Origin of the sequence: Hyphomonas adhaerens MHS-3 (assembly GCF_000685235.1) — a bacterium.
Taxonomy (GTDB): domain Bacteria; phylum Pseudomonadota; class Alphaproteobacteria; order Caulobacterales; family Hyphomonadaceae; genus Hyphomonas; species Hyphomonas adhaerens.
On sequence record NZ_ARYH01000001.1, the window covers coordinates 1793600 to 1810124 of the forward strand.

The following is a 16525-nucleotide window of genomic DNA, read 5'->3' on the forward strand; positions in this document are numbered from 1 at the left end:
TGCAATCTAGTGTTGCAGAGGTTTCCATTCCATCAAATTCCGTGCGGCACATTGTCAAAGCGCCAGCGTCCGCGTGACGCCGATGGCGTTCAGGAAGGCCGGGTCGTGGCTGACGAGCAGGATGGCGCCGTCCCAGGCGTTGAGGCCGGTTTCGAGGGCTTCGATGGCGCGGAGGTCAAGGTGATTGGTCGGCTCGTCGAGGATCAGCAGGTCTGGCGGCTCGGGCCGGGCGAAGACGCAGGCGAGGCCCGCGCGCAGTTTCTCCCCACCGCTCAGCGTGCCGGCCACCTGAAGCGCATCGTCATTGCGGAAGCCGAACCGGGCGAGGGCGGCATGCGCGGCATTGGCGCCGAGGCCGGGGTTCAGCCGGTGCATGTTCTCGAGAATGGTCTCGTCCGCCGCCAGCAGGCTGACATGCTGATCCAGCAGGGCGAAGTTTTCAGTCAGGCGGGCGGCCGTCCCAGAAGTGGGTTGCAGGTCGCCCGTGACGAGACGGAGCAGGGTGGATTTGCCGGAGCCATTCGGCCCGGCAATGGCGACCCGTTCCGGCCCTGTCAGCATGAAGTCCAGCGGGCCGAACAGGTGCCGGTCCCCGAACTTCATTTCGACGCCGCGGAACTCGATCAGGCGCCGTCCGGACGGCAAGCCGCACAGCGGCAGGTCCATCGTGAGGGGGGCGAGGATTTCGATCCGCTCGCGGGCCTCGGCGACGTGCGCCTCGCTTTCTGACATCTGCCGCGCGGCGAGGGTGCTGCCTTTGCCGCGGGTCGCCTCGGCGCGTTCCTGGCGCTTGTCGAGCAGCATTTTCGGGGCGTCGCCTTTCGCTCTTGCGGCGCGGCCCGCCTTGTCTCGCCGGTCCTGCTTTTCCTTTGCCTGCTGGGCGCTCTTCCGTGTGCGTTTCAGCGCATCGCTCGCGCGGGCCAGATCCGCTTCGGCGGCTTCGCGGGCGGCCTCCCGTGCTGCCGCATATTCGTGCCAGCCGCCGGAGAAGATGGTGATGCCGACAGGGGAAAGCTCCACGATCCGGTCGACCTGTTCCAGCAGGTCCCGGTCATGGCTGGCAATCAGCAGCCCGCCCGGCCAGGTGCGCAGGAGGGTCGAGATCGCCTCTCGGCCTTCTGTGTCCAGATTATTTGTCGGTTCGTCCAGCAACAGCAGATCCGGCGCTTCAATGATCTGCCGGGCAAGGGCGGCGCGCATGCGTTCGCCACCACTCAGTATGGCGACGGGGGTGTCGAGCGGGATCTGGCGCAACCCCGTCTCGGTGAGTGCCTGTTCGATGCGTGATGGCAGCGTCCAGTCTGCTGCGGCCGCGTCCTCGACGTTGCCTTCACCCGCTTCCAGCCGGGCGAGGCAGGCAAGGGCGCCGGTGACGCCGAGCGCGCCGGCAAGGTCCTGCGTTTCGTCCAGGACCTGCTGAAGCATGCCGACTGTGCCGCCGGAATGAATGTGTCCGCCCGAAGGGGGCACGTCTCCCATGATGGCGCGCAGCAGCGTGGACTTGCCGGAGCCGTTGCGGCCGACAAGGCCCACGCGCTCCCGGCCGAGCGAGAGCGTCAGGTCACGGAAAAGCGGCGTGCCGTCAGGCGTGGAAAGGGAGAGGGCGTCGAGCGTGAGAAAGCAGGTCATGGAAAGGCCGTGAAATGAAGGAAGAACGCAGGGCGAAGTGCGGTGCGTTGTTCATTTCAGACCTCCTGAAGCTTTCTGGCGAGGTTCGCCGAAAGGCCGATTTAGAGGCCGGGCGAGCCGATTGCAAGGGGTTGAGGAAAGTTTCAGGCGGCCGTGCAGAGACGGCCGGGCGCGAAACTCTCATGCAGTTCCTTCAGCGGCTTGCACAGCATCAGGTCTGCGATGATCCGTGCCGTGATCGGCGCCAGCAGGATGCCGTTCCGGTAATGGCCAGCTGCAACGAACAGGCCCTGCGCGGCAGTTGCGCCGATCATCGGGGCGCGATCCGGCGTGCCGGGGCGGATCCCGGCCCAGGTCTCGATCACCGGCAGATCATTCAGCACAGGGCAGAGACGGGCGGCGCGGGCGTGCAGGGCCGCGATGGCGTCCGGCTCGGGCGTTTCGGTGGCAACGCCTGGTTCCACCGTTGCGCCAATGATCACGCGGTCGGCCTTGGGGGCGATGTAGATCGCGCCGCATCGCAGCGTCGTTTCCGGCGACCCGTAGCCATGGGCGACCGACAGCATCTGCCCGCCATAGCAATCAATCTGGTCGAGGGCCGGATCCCAGTTCACGAGGCTAAGCGGCTGGCCGTTTTCTTCCACCTTGATCGCGGCAGTGTTCCAGCCGCCAGCGGCGAGGATCAGGTCATGACCCTCCAGCGTGAGGCGGCCCCCTTCGCTGCGCAGGGGCGCGGCTTCACTGCGAAGCGTCGCCAGCGGGCTGCGTTGCAGGGCCATGATCAGAGCACGGACGACGGCGCGGTTGTCCACCTGACCGTCGGTCGGCATCTGCAGGGCCGCGATCAGGTCTTTCGCAATGGAGGGTTCCAGCAGGTGCGCCGTGGCGGGTGGCAGCTCCTCATGCGCAATGCCGCGCGTATCGAGGGCACGGGCCAGCTTGTGCATGGCGGCGGTCTCTGCCTTGTCGAAGGCGAGTGCCAGCGACGGCCGGCCGCTATAGCCGGAATCGGTGTCGGCGGCGTGGGCCAGGTCGATGGAGAAGTCCGGCCAGAGTTCGGCGGCCTCCAGGCACAGGTCGAACAGGTGCGGGTGCACGCCCTCTTCAGCGGCGGCCTCGTAGGCCGGGGCCAGCATGCCGGCAGCGGCCCAGCTGGCGCCGCGGCCCATTGGAGCGGGATCGTAAATCGTCACCGGCACGCCGCGTTTGACGGCCAGTTCGAAGGCGGTCGCAAGGCCGATAATGCCCGCGCCAAGGATGGCGACTTTCGGTGTGAAACTCGAAATCGGTGGAGGCAGGGGCGGGCTCATGGCCCTTCATTTAGGAGGTTTGCGCGCGAAGGTGAACTATCCGCTTTGACGCGGCGGCAAATGGTCTAGTTTCAGGCCCGGATCAGGCGGCGTCGACCTGGTTTTTCTGGACTTCCCAGAAATTGAGGAAGGCGTCGGCCCATTTCCGGTCCTGGAAGATCACCGCTTTGGAGACTTCGCCGTCCGGCGTGAAGGCCGTACGGACCATCATGTCCGGTGCGTCGCTGCCAAAGCGGTTCCGTCCCAGGAACTGCTGCACGAATGCGTCTGCCACAGTTGCAAGAAGGGCGATTTCTTCCGCCGACTTCAAGCCAAGATCCACCACAATGTCGGTTGTCATAACCACCAACCCCCATGTTCCCTGGGTTTCGATTTAGTAAATCGGAAACCGTCGGAATTTTGAAGTTCATTCCCCCAATCCGGGAGAATTTCCATTCGCATGTGCAAAAAACGGGCAAAAGGTCGCGACAACGCTTTGTTGCGAATTATTCTCAACTATGTTTGATGGCCTGAAAAGCAGAAAACAGGCTCTGATATGACCGGAATTCGCCTATGGCTCACCGCCGCCACCGTCCTCCTCGCCTCATGCGGGAACCCAGGCACGCCTGCCTCGGATTCAGGCAAATCTGTAACTGAATCAGGGGACAAGCCGCAAAACGCGGGTGTGCTCAATGTTTACTCTGCCCGCCACTATGATTCCGACAAGGCGATGTACAAGGCGTTCGAGGCCGAGACCGGCATCAAGGTCCGCTTCCGCGAGTCGGGCGCGCCGGAACTGCTGGAAACAATGAAAGCCGAGGGCGATGCGAGCCCGGCGGATGTGGTGATTTCGTCCGATGCTGGCACGCTGTACCGTTTCGAAGCAGCCGGTCTTCTGCAGCCCGTTCAGGACACATTGCTGGACGACAAGATCCCGGAACACTTCCGCCAGAAAGATGGTTACTGGTTTGGCCTGGCCCGCCGGGTGCGCGTAATCGCGTACGATCCGGCGCGTGTGACACCGGATGAGGTGGCCCATTACAGCGACCTCGCAGATCCCCGGTTCAAGGGGGAAGTCTGCATGCGGTCCTCAACCAATATCTACAATCTGTCTCTCATGGGCGAGCTGATCGGCCGTATGGGGCATGATGCGGCGCAGGCCTGGGCCGATGGTGTTGTCGCGAACTTCGCCCGGCCGCCGCAGGGCGGGGACATCACCCAGATCGAATCCATTGCCGCAGGCGAATGCTCGGTCGCGCTGACCAATCATTACTACTACGTCCGCATGACCACCGGCGCCCCGAGCCAGCAGGCCGCGGCCGCCAAGGTGAAGCTGAGCTTCCCGGAGCAGGATACGACCGGCACGCATGTGAACGTCACGGGCGCTGGTGTCGCCGCCAACGCGCCGCACCGCGAGAACGCGATCCAGTTCATCGAATGGCTCGCCAGTGTCGACGGCCAGACCTGGCTGACCGGCGAAACCAAGGAATATCCCATGATCGAAGGCGCGCCCCTGCCGGACGGGCTGGAGGCCCTGCCGGACTTTAAGAAGAGCGACTTCCCGCTGGACGAACTGGGCACGCACCAGTCCGAAGCGCAGGAGATCTATGACAAGGCCGGCTGGAACTGAGGCGCACGCGCTTGGCCGGTCTTCCCCTTCCTGCGCGGATGTTCATCCCGAAGCGCCTGAGCTTCCGGCCCGCTGACGCGCCGGCTTTGCTTGCGGGCGTCATCATTGCTGTGCCCGTTATCTCCGTGCTGGTGGCCGCTCTGTTCATGGGCGGTGGGGAAGCCTGGCAACATATCCGCGACACGCTGATGGTGTCGTATCTGGGCGGCACGCTGGGCACACTGTCCATGGCGGCCTTCTTCATGCTGGTGTTTGCCGTACCCGCTGCCTGGCTGGTGACGATGCATGACTTTCCGGGGCGGCCTGTCTTCGAATGGCTGCTGATCCTGCCACTGGCGGCGCCTGGCTATGTGCTGGCCTATGCCTGGGGAGACCTGATGGGCGTCGGCGGACCGATCCAGTCGGCCCTGCGTGACATGACAGGCTGGTCGGCGCGGGATTATTGGTTCCCGTCGATGCGCTCCATGCCGGGCCTCGCCTTCGTGCTGGCCAGCGGTCTTTACCCTTATGTCTACCTCACCGCGCGGACGGCCTTTGTCTCCCAATCCATTTGTGCGCTCGAAGCCGCCCGCAGTCTTGGGGCTTCACCGTTGCGCAGCTTCTGGAGTGTGGTGTTGCCATCGGCCCGCCCAGCGATTGCCGCGGGGCTCGCGCTGGCCTTGATGGAAACGGCGGCGGACTACGGCGCGGCGGAATACCTCGGCGTGCCGACGCTGACCTTCGGCATTGTGCGCGCCTGGAAGAGTTTCGGAGAGCCAGCCGCGGCGGCGCGCCTCGCCGTGATCCTCCTGGTTCTGGTCGTCGGCCTGTTGCTGGCCGAGCGATGGAGCCGGGGACGGGCGGGCAGCCAGCAAAGCTCCACCCGCTGGCGCGCCGTTTCACGGACGAAACTGGCCGGCTTGCCGGCCTTTGGCGCCGCCATGTTTTGCCTCGTCGGCTTTTCCATCGGTTTTCTTGTGCCTGTTTCCCGCCTCCTGTGGCGGGCCCTTGAGGCGCGGGAATATGTTGCCCCGGTTGGGGAAGCCCTGAAGAATACGCTGATCCTGGCGGGCGCCGGCGCCGCCTTCGGGTTCGTGCTGGCGCTGGTGATCGCGCTGGCAGGACGCGGGAAAGGCCCGGCGGCTGCCTTTGCGCGGCTGACGGCATCGTCTGCCTATGCCATTCCGGGGGCCGTGCTGGCGCTGGGCGCGCTGGTCGTTCTGGGAGGGCTGGGTTTGACGCTGACAGGGATTGTGCCGGTACTGGCATTGGCCTGGGTCTATGCCAGCCGGTTCACGACAACCGGGGCCGAGCCGATGGTGGCGGCGCTGGCCCGCGCCCCTGCATCTCTTGGACATGCCGCCGAAAGCCTTGGGGCCTCGCCGCTGCGCCGGGCGCGGGAGGTGGACCTGCCGATCGCGCTGTCCGGGGCGAGCGCCGGGGCACTGATCCTGTTTGTCGAATGCCTCAAGGAATTGCCGGCGACGCTGATGCTGCGTCCGTTCAGCTGGGATACTCTGGCAGTGCGCGCCAATGCCTATGCCTCTGACGAACGGCTTGCGGCCGCAGCCTTGCCGGCACTGCTGATCACGGTGGCGGGGCTTGTCCCCGTGATCCTGTTGTCATGGCGCCTGTCTCATTCGCGGCCCGGTGAGCACACGCATGAGTGACAGCCTGTCCGCCATTGGAGTGAGCCGCGCTTATCACGGCGTGCGTGTGGTCGATGCCGTATCGCTAGACCTGAAGCCCGGCAGGGTTACCGCGCTGCTGGGCGGGTCTGGGGCTGGCAAATCGACCCTGTTGCGCCTTTTCGCGGGGCTGGAACCGGTGGACGAAGGTGAAATCCGCCTGGGCGGCCGCGTCTTGTCCTCGACGAAAACGACCCTTCCGCCGGACAAGCGCCATATCGGACTGATCTTTCAGGACTTTGCGCTCTTTCCGCACCTGACAGCGCTGCAGAACGTTGCGTTCGGTCTGAAGCCACTGGGCAAGGAGGCGGCAAAGGCCGAGGCGCTGGCCTGGCTGGGCCGGTTGGGTCTGACCGAGCGGGCAGATGCATATCCGCATGAATTGTCGGGCGGGGAGCAGCAGCGTGTTGCCATCGCCCGAGCACTGGCGCCAAAGCCGGCGGCCATCCTGATGGACGAACCGTTCTCCGGTCTCGACCCCGCCTTGCGCGCCAGCGTGCGCGACGAGGCACTGGAGGCCGTCCGGGCAGCCGGTATTCCGGCCCTTCTGGTCACACATGACCCGGTCGAGGCGCTGGAGGCGGCAGATCATGTCGCCATCATGCGTGGCGGCAAGGTGCGTCAGGAAGGTCCGGCGGCCGAAGTGTACCTGAACCCTGTCAGCGCCGACGTGGCCGCTTCGCTCGGCCCGGTGAACCGGTTGGCAGCGGCAGGTGTGCCGGCAGGGCTGGCGGATGTGGCACCGGGAACGGAACTGGTCGTACGCCCGGAGGGAATTTGCCTCGATCCCGGGTCAAAGGTGCGCGCGAAGGTGCTGGCCAGTCAGGTGACGGGCGCGATGAACCGGCTGGTTCTGGACCTCGGCGGGCAGCGTCTGGTGGCGCTGGTGCCGCGGCACGAGGCCCCGAAAGCGGGCGATGAGGCCGGAATCCGGCTTGATCCGGCGCTTTCGTTCATCTTCTGCTCAGCCAAAGCCTGACATTTCTGTTATCCTGTAGCTTCCCCCTCGCAATTGCTGGCTCAGGCCCGTAGATTCAAAGGCATTGGCGGAAACGGAGACAGGACCCGCATGGCCCGTACTTTCCTGCGATATATCGCAATGGCGGCAGTCTCGCTGACCGTGGCTGTGTCGGCTTCGGCGCAGAGCCTGATCCGGGATGCCGAGATTGAAGAGACCCTGCGCGAATGGACCGATCCGATCCTCGATGTGGCGGGCCTCAATCCGAAGGATGTCGGCCTTTACGTCATCAACGATCCGTCGCTGAACGCCTTCGTGGCCAATGGCCAGAATATCCATATCCATACCGGCCTGATCATTGCGGCGGACTCGCCCGGACAGATCAAGGGCGTGCTGGCGCACGAAACCTGCCACATCGCCTGTGGCCACACGGTCACCCGTGCCCGTGCGGCGGGGGTCGCCTCGCGCCCGGCGCTGATCTCCATCGGTCTCGGCATCCTGGCCATTGCGGCCGGGGAGGGCGGAGCCGGCGCTGCGCTGATCGGATCTTCGCAGCAATTCGCGGCCCTCAACTTCTTCGTCCATACCCGCTCCGAAGAAGCGATGGCGGATACCGCAGCTGTGTCGTACCTGACCGAGCTTGGCCAGTCGCCGGAAGGCATTGTGGAGTTCTTCGAGAAGTTCCGTGCGCAGGAAGTGCTTTCGCAGGCGCGGCGCTATCCGTATTTCCGGTCTCACCCGCTGGCGTCCGACCGGATCCGCAATGTGCGGATGCTGGCCAATGAATCCCCGACGCGGGATGTTCCGCCTACAGACCGGGCGCAACACCAGTACGAAATGATGCGTGCCAAGCTAATCGGTTTCCTCGATACGGCCGGCAAGGTGCGCCGGGAGTATCCCGACAGCGACCAGAGCGAGCCTGCCCGCTATGCCCGCTCCATCGCCGCCATGCAGGCGTCCGATATGCAAGTGGCCCTGGACGGGATCAATTCGCTGCTCGTGGATGAGCCGGACAATCCCTATTTCTGGGAGCTGAAAGGCCAGATCCTGTTCGAAGGCGGGCGAGCCGCCGAGTCGGTGGAACCGCATCGCAAATCGCTGGAACTGAAGCCCGGGCAGCCGCTGCTCCTGATCAATTATGCCCGGTCTCTCAACAGCCGGGATGAGCCGGGCGATGTGGAAACGGCCGAATCCGCCCTTCGCGACGCCCTGATCGCCGAACCCAACAATGCGTTTGCCTGGCAACAGCTGGCCATCACGCTGGAGAAGCAGGGCCGCCGCGCGGAAGCCCAGCTGGCAACGGCTGAGTCCGCCTATGCCGTCGGAGACCTGCAACGTGCCAACATTTTCGCGCACCGGGCCCGCGAACAGCTGGAGCGCAATACGGTGGACTACCGCCGGGCCGACGACATCCTGCTGATCACCGACCCGAACAATCCGGACAATCGCGATTTCTATCGCCGCGTCTCCCGGCGCGGCGTGAGCCAGTTCTCCATTACTGCTGGTGAGCACTGAATCCGTTCAACTTTCTGTCAGGACTGATGGACGGGCGTGCCCGTGCCGGTATAGTCCCGCTGAATCGAAACAGCCCCTGATGGGCCTGGAAAGGTATTGATGATGATCCGCCCCCTGCTTGCAGCCGCCGCTGTCGCTACGGTTGCCATGACTCCCGCCTGTGCCGAAAGCGGCAAGACTCCCGTCAGCATGGACCGGGCCGAGCTAGAGACGGTCATTCACGAATATATCGTGACCCACCCGGAAGTGATTGAGGAGGCGATCATCGCCCTCAACGCCCGCGACCGGGCGGATGCCGCAAAGGCGGCCAAGGCAGCGATCAGCCAAAACAAGGACCAGCTGTACAATCTTGATACAGATCACTTCATCGGTCCGGCCGACGCACCGGTAACGGTGGTGGAATTTTTCGATTACCGTTGTGGCTACTGCAAACGCTCCCTGTCTTTCGTGCAGGCGCTGCCGGAGGAGTTCGACAACAAGGTGCGGGTCGTCTTCAAGGAATATCCGATCTTCGGTGGCATCAGTGAGACGGCGGCGCTTGCGGCGCTCGCGGCCGGCAAGCAGGACAAGTATTACGACATGCATGCCGCCCTGATGCAGCTGAAGTCGAATGATGCGCTGACCGAGAAGAAGATCGACGAAATTGCCGAAGACATCGGCGTCGATGTCCGCAAGATGCGCGCAGACATGCAGTCGGTGGCGCTGAAGAAGCAGCTCGACGACATGCAGCGGCTGGGGCACGCGCTGAATCTGGACGGTACGCCGGGCTTCTATATCGGTGATACGGCCATCGGCGGGGCGGATGAGCAAGGCGTCAAGAACGCCATCCGGGACGCCCTGAAAGGCTAGCCGTCAGATCGGCTTCGACGTGTCGTAGGGACTGTCGAGCGAGAAGGCGGGGATCAGGGCAACCAGTTCGCCGCCTTCATCATCCACCAGGTCATAGGTGCCGCGCATCATGCCGGACGGGGCCGACAGCGGCGCGCCGGACGTGTAGCTGAACCGTTCGCCGGGGCCGATGGTCGGCGTCTGTCCGATCACACCCTCGCCGTCGACCTCCTGCAACCGGCCCATCGCATCGACGATTTCCCAGTGGCGCCGGATGATGGTCCAGGTGTGATCGCTCTCGTTTTCCACGTCGACTGTATAGGACCACATGAAGCGGCCGGCCGCCGGTTCGGACTCGTCATACATGAATTTCGGGCGCACGCGGATGCGCACTCCGTCAGTGACGTGTTCGTACTGGGGTGGGGGCGACCTTCGAGCCATTCGATGAAATTGCCCGCTGTTTGTTTACGCCTTGTTAAGAGCCTGAATCAGGTCCGCTTCAAGGTCGTCGGCATCTTCCAGACCAACCGAAAAGCGGATCCAGGAGCGGTCGAGTCCCATCGTTGCCTGTTCCTCATCGCTGAGGGCGCGGTGCGTCGTGGTCGATGGGTGGCAGGCCAGCGATTTGGTGTCGCCGAGATTGTTGCAGATATCGACCAGCTCCAGCGCATTGAGGAAACGGAAGGCCGATTCCTGGCCGCCTTTCACCGACAGGGCCATCATCGTGCCGCCCATGCGCATCTGCTTCTTGTGGACTTCGTAATGCGGATGGTCCTTGCGGTGCGGGTAGCGCACGGCGGCAATGGCGGGATGGTCGGCGATGGCGTCGGCGAGGCGTGCGGCACTGCGGCTTTGCTCTTCGACGCGCAGTTTCAGGGTTTCCAGGCCCTTGAGCACGACCCAGGCGTTAAACGGCGATGCCGCCGGGCCCATATGGCGCAGCCAGGGGTCGTAGATTTCGGTCATCCGTGCTTCGTCACACAGAATCGCCCCGGCCATGACGCGGCCCTGGCCATCCATATGCTTGGTCGCGGAATAGACGACGACGTCGGCGCCGAGTTCCAGCGGCTTCTGCAGGATCGGCGTGGCGAACACATTGTCGACCACCAGCAGGGCGCCGGCCTTGCGGCAGAGGTCCGACACAGCGGCAACGTCCACACCGTCTAGCAGCGGATTGGCGGGACTCTCGATCAGAACCAGCTGGCAGCCCTTGGCGATCTCGCGTTCCCAGGCCTCCATGTCGGCGCCATCGACGAAGACGGTTTCAATGCCGTATTTCGGCATCTGGTTGGCAATGATCCAGCGGCAGGAGCCGAACAGGGCCTTGGCGGCCACAACCCGGTCGCCCGTTTTCAGGGGGGCCATGATGGCCGAGGAAATCGCGCCCATGCCTGAACCGGTGACACGGCAGGTTTCCGCGCCTTCGATCAGCGCGAGGCGTTGCTGCAGCATCTCGCAGGTGGGGCTGCCATAGCGGGAATAGACGAAGCCCGGCTCTTCCCCTGCCATGCGCCGCATCGCCTGTTCGGCGCTGTCATAGGCATAGCCGGAGGTCAGGTAGAGGGCTTCGGCGATCTCCCCATGTTCGGAACGCATGAGGCCGCCGCGCACCGCTTTGGTGGCAGGTTTCCAACCTTTTTTGGCGTCTCCGCCCGATGCGTCTGCCATGGCAGCTATTTCCTTGTGTTTCCGCGTCTGGCCCTTATGCCTGAGAAGGCGAGGGGTGCAAGAGATGGCACAGGATACAGGTGTTCTTCCCGACCGGGAAATCGAGGCGCTGGTGGCTTCCGGCGCGATCCGGACTGACACGCCGCTGGACGAGGGACAGGTCCAGCCGGCCAGCCTCGACCTGCGCTTTGCCGAGGATGCTTATCGCCTGCGGGCGAGCTTCCTGCCGGGCAAGGAACGCACTGTCGCCGAGATGCTGCAGGAGCCGGGCATTCACCTGCACCGAATCGATCTCACGCAAGAAGGCGCGGTGCTGGAAACGGGCTGTGTCTATCTCGTGCCGTTGCAGGAACACCTTCGCCTGCCAGCCGGTATCGCCGCGCGGGCCAACCCGAAAAGCTCGACCGGCCGGATCGATGTGTTCACCCGTCTGGTGACCAATCGCTCCCGTGCCTTCGACGAAGTGCCGACGGGGTATTCCGGCCCGCTTTATCTTGAAGTGTCGCCGCGGACCTTTCCGATCATGGTGCGCCCCGGCGACCGCCTTGCGCAGATCCGGTTCAAGAAGAAGAAGCCTGAGGCGCTGAAAGAGAAGGTCGTTTCCATCGACCTGGAGCCTGAAGCGTGCCAGCCGGCGGGATATCGTGCCAAGCAGCATTCCGGTGTCGTGGACCTGCGCGGGATCGGCGCGCATGACGCATCCCAGTTCTGGGAGCCGGTCTACCCGCGCGACGGGCGGATCGTGCTGAACCCGGAAGAGTTCTATATTCTCGTCTCACGCGAGACCGTGAAAGTCGCGCCGAACGAGGCCGCGGAAATGGCGCCCATCGCACCGGAGCTGGGCGAGTTCCGTGCCCATTATGCCGGCTTCTTCGATCCGGGCTTCGGCACCAATACGGGCGGCAGCCGCGCTGTGCTGGAAGTCCGCTCGCGCGATGTACCGTTCATCCTTGAACACGGCCAGCCGGTGGCGAAGCTGGTCTATGAACCGATGCTGGCCAAACCCGCTGCGCTCTATGGCGGCAAAGGCTCAAACTATCAGGGACAGGGCCTGAAACTGTCGAAGCATTTCCGGTTGTGATGCGGTGGCGGGCAGCGCTGTGCCGCCCGCCCCGGAATGTGATCAGGCAGGTTCAGTCATCGCGGCCGGCCAGGCTGGCCATGCCGCATGGGCGAAGTAGCGCGCCTTCATCCGGTCGATATAGGCCACAAGATTCGGGTGCTTGTGGACGAGACCGCTGAGCGGCGTGTCGAAAAATTCCGTCGCGCAGGCGATCAGCACCGCCGCAACAGCAGCATCGGCGCAGGTGGGCGCTTCGCCTAGCAGGTAATCCTGCTCGCCAAGCTGCAGGGCGATCGCGCCGATGTCCCAGTCGGCCAGTTGCATGCGTTCGGCTTCGGTAAAGCGGCCTGTGCCTTCCCCCATGTGAGATGCTGCGACGCCCTCGCGGACTTCCTTCAACACCACCGGGCGAGCCGGGGCGGGAACATCAATGAAGAACTGGGCCGGGCCCTTGTTGAAATTGTCGTCCTTCATCCAGCGCTCATAAGCCATGATCTTCGCCAGCTGGCCTTCCGCCATGCGTTCCAGTGCCCAGCTGAGGGCGATGTCCTTGCCGCTGAAGCCATCATAGAGGCCCTTGCCGAGCTTGGTCTCGAAGTGGATGCGGATGAAATTGCTGTCTTCGATCAGTTGGCCATCATCAATGACATAAGGCGCCTTGTGCTTTGGCACGGCATCAAGATCGGCAATGGCGCGGGTGAAATCGACGCCCAGCATCTGCAGCTGGATGTCGGCCTTCATGACAAAGGGGCTGGGCGAGGGGCAGTCGAACATGGGCCCCCATCCGTAAAGCGTGATCATCGTCTTTCTCCTGGTTCGGGTTGCGATGAGGGCTTGATAGCGGGGGGCTGCTGACAGCATGGTGTCAGTAGCGTGGCAGTAGGGTCCATTTCATGAGACGCACCGAGAGACTTTTCCAGATCATCCAGATCCTGCGTCGGAAGAACCGTCCGGTGACGGGGCGCGAACTGGCAGAGGAGCTGGAGACCAGCCTGCGCACGCTTTACCGCGACATGGCCGAACTGATCGCGCAGCGCGTGCCGATCCGCGGGGAGGCAGGTACCGGCTATGTGCTGGATGCCGGATACGACATGCCGCCGCTTATGCTGACGACGGACGAACTGGAGGCTGCCGTGCTGGGCGCACGCTGGGTGGCAGCGCGCGGGGATGCCCGGCTGGTGCGCGGGGCGGAAGACCTGATTGCGAAATTGTCCACGGCGGTGCCGCTGGACCTGCAGCCCGTCATCATGGATTCAGGGCTCGTTCCGGTCAGCTTCCGGAAACGCCCGGAGGATTCCTTTGATGTGGCGCTTGTGCGTGAAGCCATCCGGACACAGAAGAAGCTGGATCTCGGTTATGCCGACGAAGCAGGAAACATCACCCGCCGCACCGTGTGGCCCTTCCTGATCGTCTATGCGGATCATATCCGCATGATGTGCGCCTGGTGCGAGCTGCGCGATGGCTTCCGCCACTTCCGCACTGACCGGGTGAAGCAGATCGACATGCTGGATGCGCGCTTTCCCGAACGGGTGGCGCGCCTGCGCAAACGCTGGGAGGCGGTGCGCGAAGCGGAACGTTGCCGCAAGGCTACTCGTCCAGATTGACGCGCATCTCGGTGATGTAGGGCGCGAAGCCGGCCTTCTCATAGGCGCGGATCGCCGGCGCATTGGTCGAGTAGACCGTCAGGCGGATCTCGCTGAGGCCGTTCGCCTTTGCCCAGCCGGTGAGATAATCGATCAGCAGCTTGTTCAGGCCACGCCCGCGAAACTCCGGGCGGACGAACATGAAGCCCAGGAAGGCGTGGTATTCGTGCTGGATATAGTGCTTCGAACGCTGCCTGTGAGCATAGCCGGAGGCGACGATTTCGCCGTCAATCTCGACGACCGCGACCTCCGCATCATCGGAATCGATCAGCTCTCCGATATCATAATAGCTGATCGGGTCTGGTTTCAGCGTATGGTCATAGGGACGTTCAGCCGTGATGATGCCCTGTTCGAAATCCTTCAGGAGCGGCAGGTCTTCGCGGGTCGCGGACCGGATGGCCGGTGTGGCAGACATCAATGCGCGGCAGCGACTTCACGGTAGTTGATCAACTGGCCCGTCCGGGTCTCGTCCTTGCTGACCAGTTTGACCAGTTCGGCGGCCACATCATCTGCGGACGGAATGCTCATCGGATCTTCGCCCGGCATCGCATCGGCGCGCATCGCGGTACGGGTGCCGCCGGGATTGAAGAGGTTTGCGCGCAGGGACAGGTTTTCCTGTTCATCGGCCCAGCCGAGTACCATGGCTTCCAGCCCGGCCTTTGCGGCCTGGTAGGGGCCCCAGAATGCACGCGGATGGCGCGCTACGCCGGAGGTGACGAACACGGTGCGCGGGGCATCGGACTTGTGCAGCCATGGGCCGAGCGCGCGGATCAGGTGGAAATTCGCTGTCAGGTTCACCGCAATGGTTTCCTCGAAACTGCGCGGGCCGCAGGTCTCCAGCGGGCCCAGCGTGCCGAGAATGCCGGCATTCGCAACCAGCCCGTCGAGACGTCCGAACTTTTCGCCGATCACCTTGCCCAGTGTTTCGATACCTTTGGTGTCTTTCAGGTCCATCGGCACCAGAACAGCTTCGCTGCCGATGGCGCGGATCTCGTCGTCGAGCTTTTCGAGCGCGAGTTTTGAGCGGGCAATGGCGATGACGACGTCACCCTGCCGGGCAAGGTGCAGGGCGGCGGACCGGCCAATGCCGCGCGAGGCGCCGGTAACGAGGATGAGACGGGGCTGAGTCATGCAGCGCGTCTAGCGCAGGGCTTACGCGTCGTCCAGCAGGGAGAGCTGACGCTCCTTGTCGCTCTCGTCATGCTCGTAATCGACCAGCGGAGTCGGGTATTCGCCCGTGAAGCAGTGGTCTGCGAACTGCGGCATCATGTTGTTGCGCACCGGTTCGCCAATCGCACTGTAGAGGCCGGGAACCGACAGGAAGCCAAGTGAGTTTACCTTCAGCTCACGCACCATTTCCTCATGGGTGTGGATTGCGGCGAACAGTTCGGACTTCGCGGCCATGTCGATCCCGTAGAAATCCGGGTTGATGATCGGCGGGCTGGCGGAGCGGAAATGGATTTCCTTGGCGCCGGCCTCCTTGACCATCTGGACAATCTTTTTCGACGTGTTGCCGCGGACGATGGAGTCATCCACCAGCACGACGCGCTTGCCTTCCAGCACGGCCTTGTTCGGGCTGTGTTTCTTGGAGATCGCGCTCTGGCGGCCGGTCTGGGTCGGCTGGATGAAGGTCCGGCCCACATAATGGTTCCGGATAATGCCCATCTGGAAGGGGATGCCGGACGCTTCGGAGAAGCCGAGTGCGGCCGGCACGCCGGAATCCGGCACCGGCACGATGACATCCGCGTCGCACGGGGTTTCGGCGGCCAGCTGGTGGCCCATGCGGCGGCGCACTTCATAAACAGAGCGGCCCTGAACGATACTGTCAGGGCGCGCAAAGTAGACATATTCGAAGATACAGGGACTGGCCGGACGGGCCTGGGCGAAGCGATGGGATTCGATCCCCTTGTCGGAAATGACGACGACTTCGCCATTTTCCACTTCGCGCACGAATTCGGCGCCGATAATGTCCAGCGCGCAGGTTTCCGACGCGAGCACATAGGCATCGCCAAGGCGTCCGAGAACCAGCGGGCGAAGGCCCACCGGGTCACGCGCACCGACCAGTTTCTTGCCGGTCAGGCCGACCAGGGCGTAACCGCCTTCGACCTTCTGCAGCGCGTCGATCAGGCGCTCAAGGAAACGGGGGCGGCTGGACCGGGCAACGAGATGAAGGATCACCTCGGTGTCCATGGTCGACTGGAAAATCGAGCCGTCCTGCACCAGCTGGTGGCGCAGTTCGCGGGCATTGGTCAGATTGCCATTGTGCGCCATGGCAAAGCCGCCGCCGGCAAGGTCGGCAAAGATCGGCTGGATGTTGCGAAGCATCGGCCGGCCCTGCGTCGAATACCGGTTGTGGCCGATCGCGGCATGGCCCGGCAGGCGCGCGCGAAGGTCGCCGCCGAAATGTTCGCCCACCATGCCCATATGGCGTTCGGAGGGGAAACGCTTGCCGTCGAATGAGGTAATTCCGCAGGCTTCCTGTCCGCGGTGCTGCAATGCGTGCAGGCCGAGCGCGGTGAGAAGGCTGGCTTCGTGATTTCCGAAAATACCGAAGACGCCACACTCTTCGCGGGGCTTGTCGTCATCGTGATCAAAGTGGACCATACGACAGGCGCTCCTGAATGACAGACTTGCG

16 protein-coding genes are annotated in these 16525 nt (G+C 63.7%); 7 read left to right on the top strand and 9 right to left on the bottom strand.

The features are described from left to right. Positions 1-54: 54 nt before the first annotated feature. From HAD_RS08805 to HAD_RS08815, 3 genes are all read right to left on the bottom strand, one after another. Positions 55-1629 carry an ABC-F family ATP-binding cassette domain-containing protein gene (locus HAD_RS08805; RefSeq protein WP_035570565.1) on the bottom strand — a complete coding sequence of 525 codons (1575 nt, stop codon included), beginning with the start codon at positions 1627-1629 and terminating at the stop codon, positions 55-57. Positions 1630-1772: 143 nt separating this feature from the next. Continuing rightward, positions 1773-2939 (bottom strand): NAD(P)/FAD-dependent oxidoreductase, encoded by a 1167-nt coding sequence (locus tag HAD_RS08810; protein ID WP_051596057.1) that lies wholly within the window; start codon positions 2937-2939, stop codon positions 1773-1775. An 82-nt stretch (positions 2940-3021) separates the two neighbouring features. Further along, positions 3022-3279, bottom strand: a complete 258-nt coding sequence (locus HAD_RS08815) for a hypothetical protein (protein WP_035570567.1) — start codon at positions 3277-3279, stop codon at positions 3022-3024. Positions 3280-3603: 324 nt separating this feature from the next. Between HAD_RS08815 and HAD_RS08820 the strand changes: the two genes are divergently transcribed. The 5 genes from HAD_RS08820 to HAD_RS08840 all read left to right on the top strand — a co-directional run bounded on the left by HAD_RS08820 (position 3604) and on the right by HAD_RS08840 (position 9537). Beyond that, positions 3604-4548, top strand: a complete 945-nt coding sequence (locus HAD_RS08820; RefSeq protein ID WP_241765331.1) for an extracellular solute-binding protein — start codon at positions 3604-3606, stop codon at positions 4546-4548. 11 nt (positions 4549-4559) lie between these two features. Further along, the gene (locus HAD_RS08825) at positions 4560-6197 is read left to right on the top strand and encodes an ABC transporter permease (RefSeq protein WP_241765332.1); all 1638 of its coding nucleotides are present in this window, start codon (positions 4560-4562) and stop codon (positions 6195-6197) included. Then, positions 6190-7194: an ABC transporter ATP-binding protein gene (locus HAD_RS08830; RefSeq protein WP_035570573.1), complete on the top strand. Its 1005-nt coding sequence runs from the start codon at positions 6190-6192 to the stop codon at positions 7192-7194. Before HAD_RS08825 ends, HAD_RS08830 begins: the two co-directional genes overlap by 8 nt. A gap of 90 nt (positions 7195-7284) precedes the next feature. Continuing rightward, positions 7285-8688: a M48 family metalloprotease gene (locus tag HAD_RS08835; protein WP_051596058.1), complete on the top strand. Its 1404-nt coding sequence runs from the start codon at positions 7285-7287 to the stop codon at positions 8686-8688. A gap of 99 nt (positions 8689-8787) precedes the next feature. Next, positions 8788-9537 carry a DsbA family protein gene (locus HAD_RS08840; RefSeq protein WP_051596059.1) on the top strand — a complete coding sequence of 250 codons (750 nt, stop codon included), beginning with the start codon at positions 8788-8790 and terminating at the stop codon, positions 9535-9537. A 3-nt stretch (positions 9538-9540) separates the two neighbouring features. On the opposite strand, the gene apaG is transcribed toward HAD_RS08840, so the two are convergent. Together apaG and metZ are read right to left on the bottom strand one after the other, a co-directional pair. Beyond that, positions 9541-9957 (bottom strand): Co2+/Mg2+ efflux protein ApaG, encoded by a 417-nt coding sequence (apaG, locus tag HAD_RS08845; RefSeq protein ID WP_035570574.1) that lies wholly within the window; start codon positions 9955-9957, stop codon positions 9541-9543. 24 nt (positions 9958-9981) lie between these two features. Beyond that, positions 9982-11184, bottom strand: coding sequence for an O-succinylhomoserine sulfhydrylase (metZ, locus tag HAD_RS08850; RefSeq protein WP_035570576.1), 1203 nt, complete (start codon positions 11182-11184; stop codon positions 9982-9984). 64 nt (positions 11185-11248) lie between these two features. Here metZ and HAD_RS08855 point away from each other — a divergent pair, with 64 nt between their 5' ends. After that, positions 11249-12265: a 2'-deoxycytidine 5'-triphosphate deaminase gene (locus tag HAD_RS08855; protein ID WP_035570578.1), complete on the top strand. Its 1017-nt coding sequence runs from the start codon at positions 11249-11251 to the stop codon at positions 12263-12265. A 42-nt stretch (positions 12266-12307) separates the two neighbouring features. Here HAD_RS08855 and HAD_RS08860 read toward each other — a convergent pair whose 3' ends face one another. Then, positions 12308-13048, bottom strand: coding sequence for a glutathione S-transferase family protein (locus HAD_RS08860; RefSeq protein ID WP_162177485.1), 741 nt, complete (start codon positions 13046-13048; stop codon positions 12308-12310). Positions 13049-13140: 92 nt separating this feature from the next. On the opposite strand from HAD_RS08860, the gene HAD_RS08865 reads away from it, so the two are divergent. Then, a complete protein-coding gene (locus HAD_RS08865) occupies positions 13141-13851 on the top strand; it encodes a helix-turn-helix transcriptional regulator (protein ID WP_035570579.1) in 711 nt (236 codons plus the stop codon). Here HAD_RS08865 and HAD_RS08870 read toward each other — a convergent pair. The 3 genes from HAD_RS08870 to purF are packed head-to-tail and all read right to left on the bottom strand — an operon-like array spanning position 13835 to position 16494. After that, positions 13835-14305 carry a GNAT family N-acetyltransferase gene (locus HAD_RS08870; RefSeq protein ID WP_035570580.1) on the bottom strand — a complete coding sequence of 157 codons (471 nt, stop codon included), beginning with the start codon at positions 14303-14305 and terminating at the stop codon, positions 13835-13837. The two genes, HAD_RS08865 and HAD_RS08870, sit on opposite strands and share 17 nt — an antisense overlap. Next, positions 14305-15021 (bottom strand): SDR family NAD(P)-dependent oxidoreductase, encoded by a 717-nt coding sequence (locus HAD_RS08875; RefSeq protein WP_035570581.1) that lies wholly within the window; start codon positions 15019-15021, stop codon positions 14305-14307. The genes HAD_RS08870 and HAD_RS08875 overlap by 1 nt, the downstream gene beginning before the upstream one ends. Before the next feature lie 21 nt (positions 15022-15042). Next, positions 15043-16494, bottom strand: coding sequence for an amidophosphoribosyltransferase (gene purF, locus HAD_RS08880; RefSeq protein WP_035570582.1), 1452 nt, complete (start codon positions 16492-16494; stop codon positions 15043-15045). Between the last annotated feature and the right edge of the window lie 31 nt (positions 16495-16525).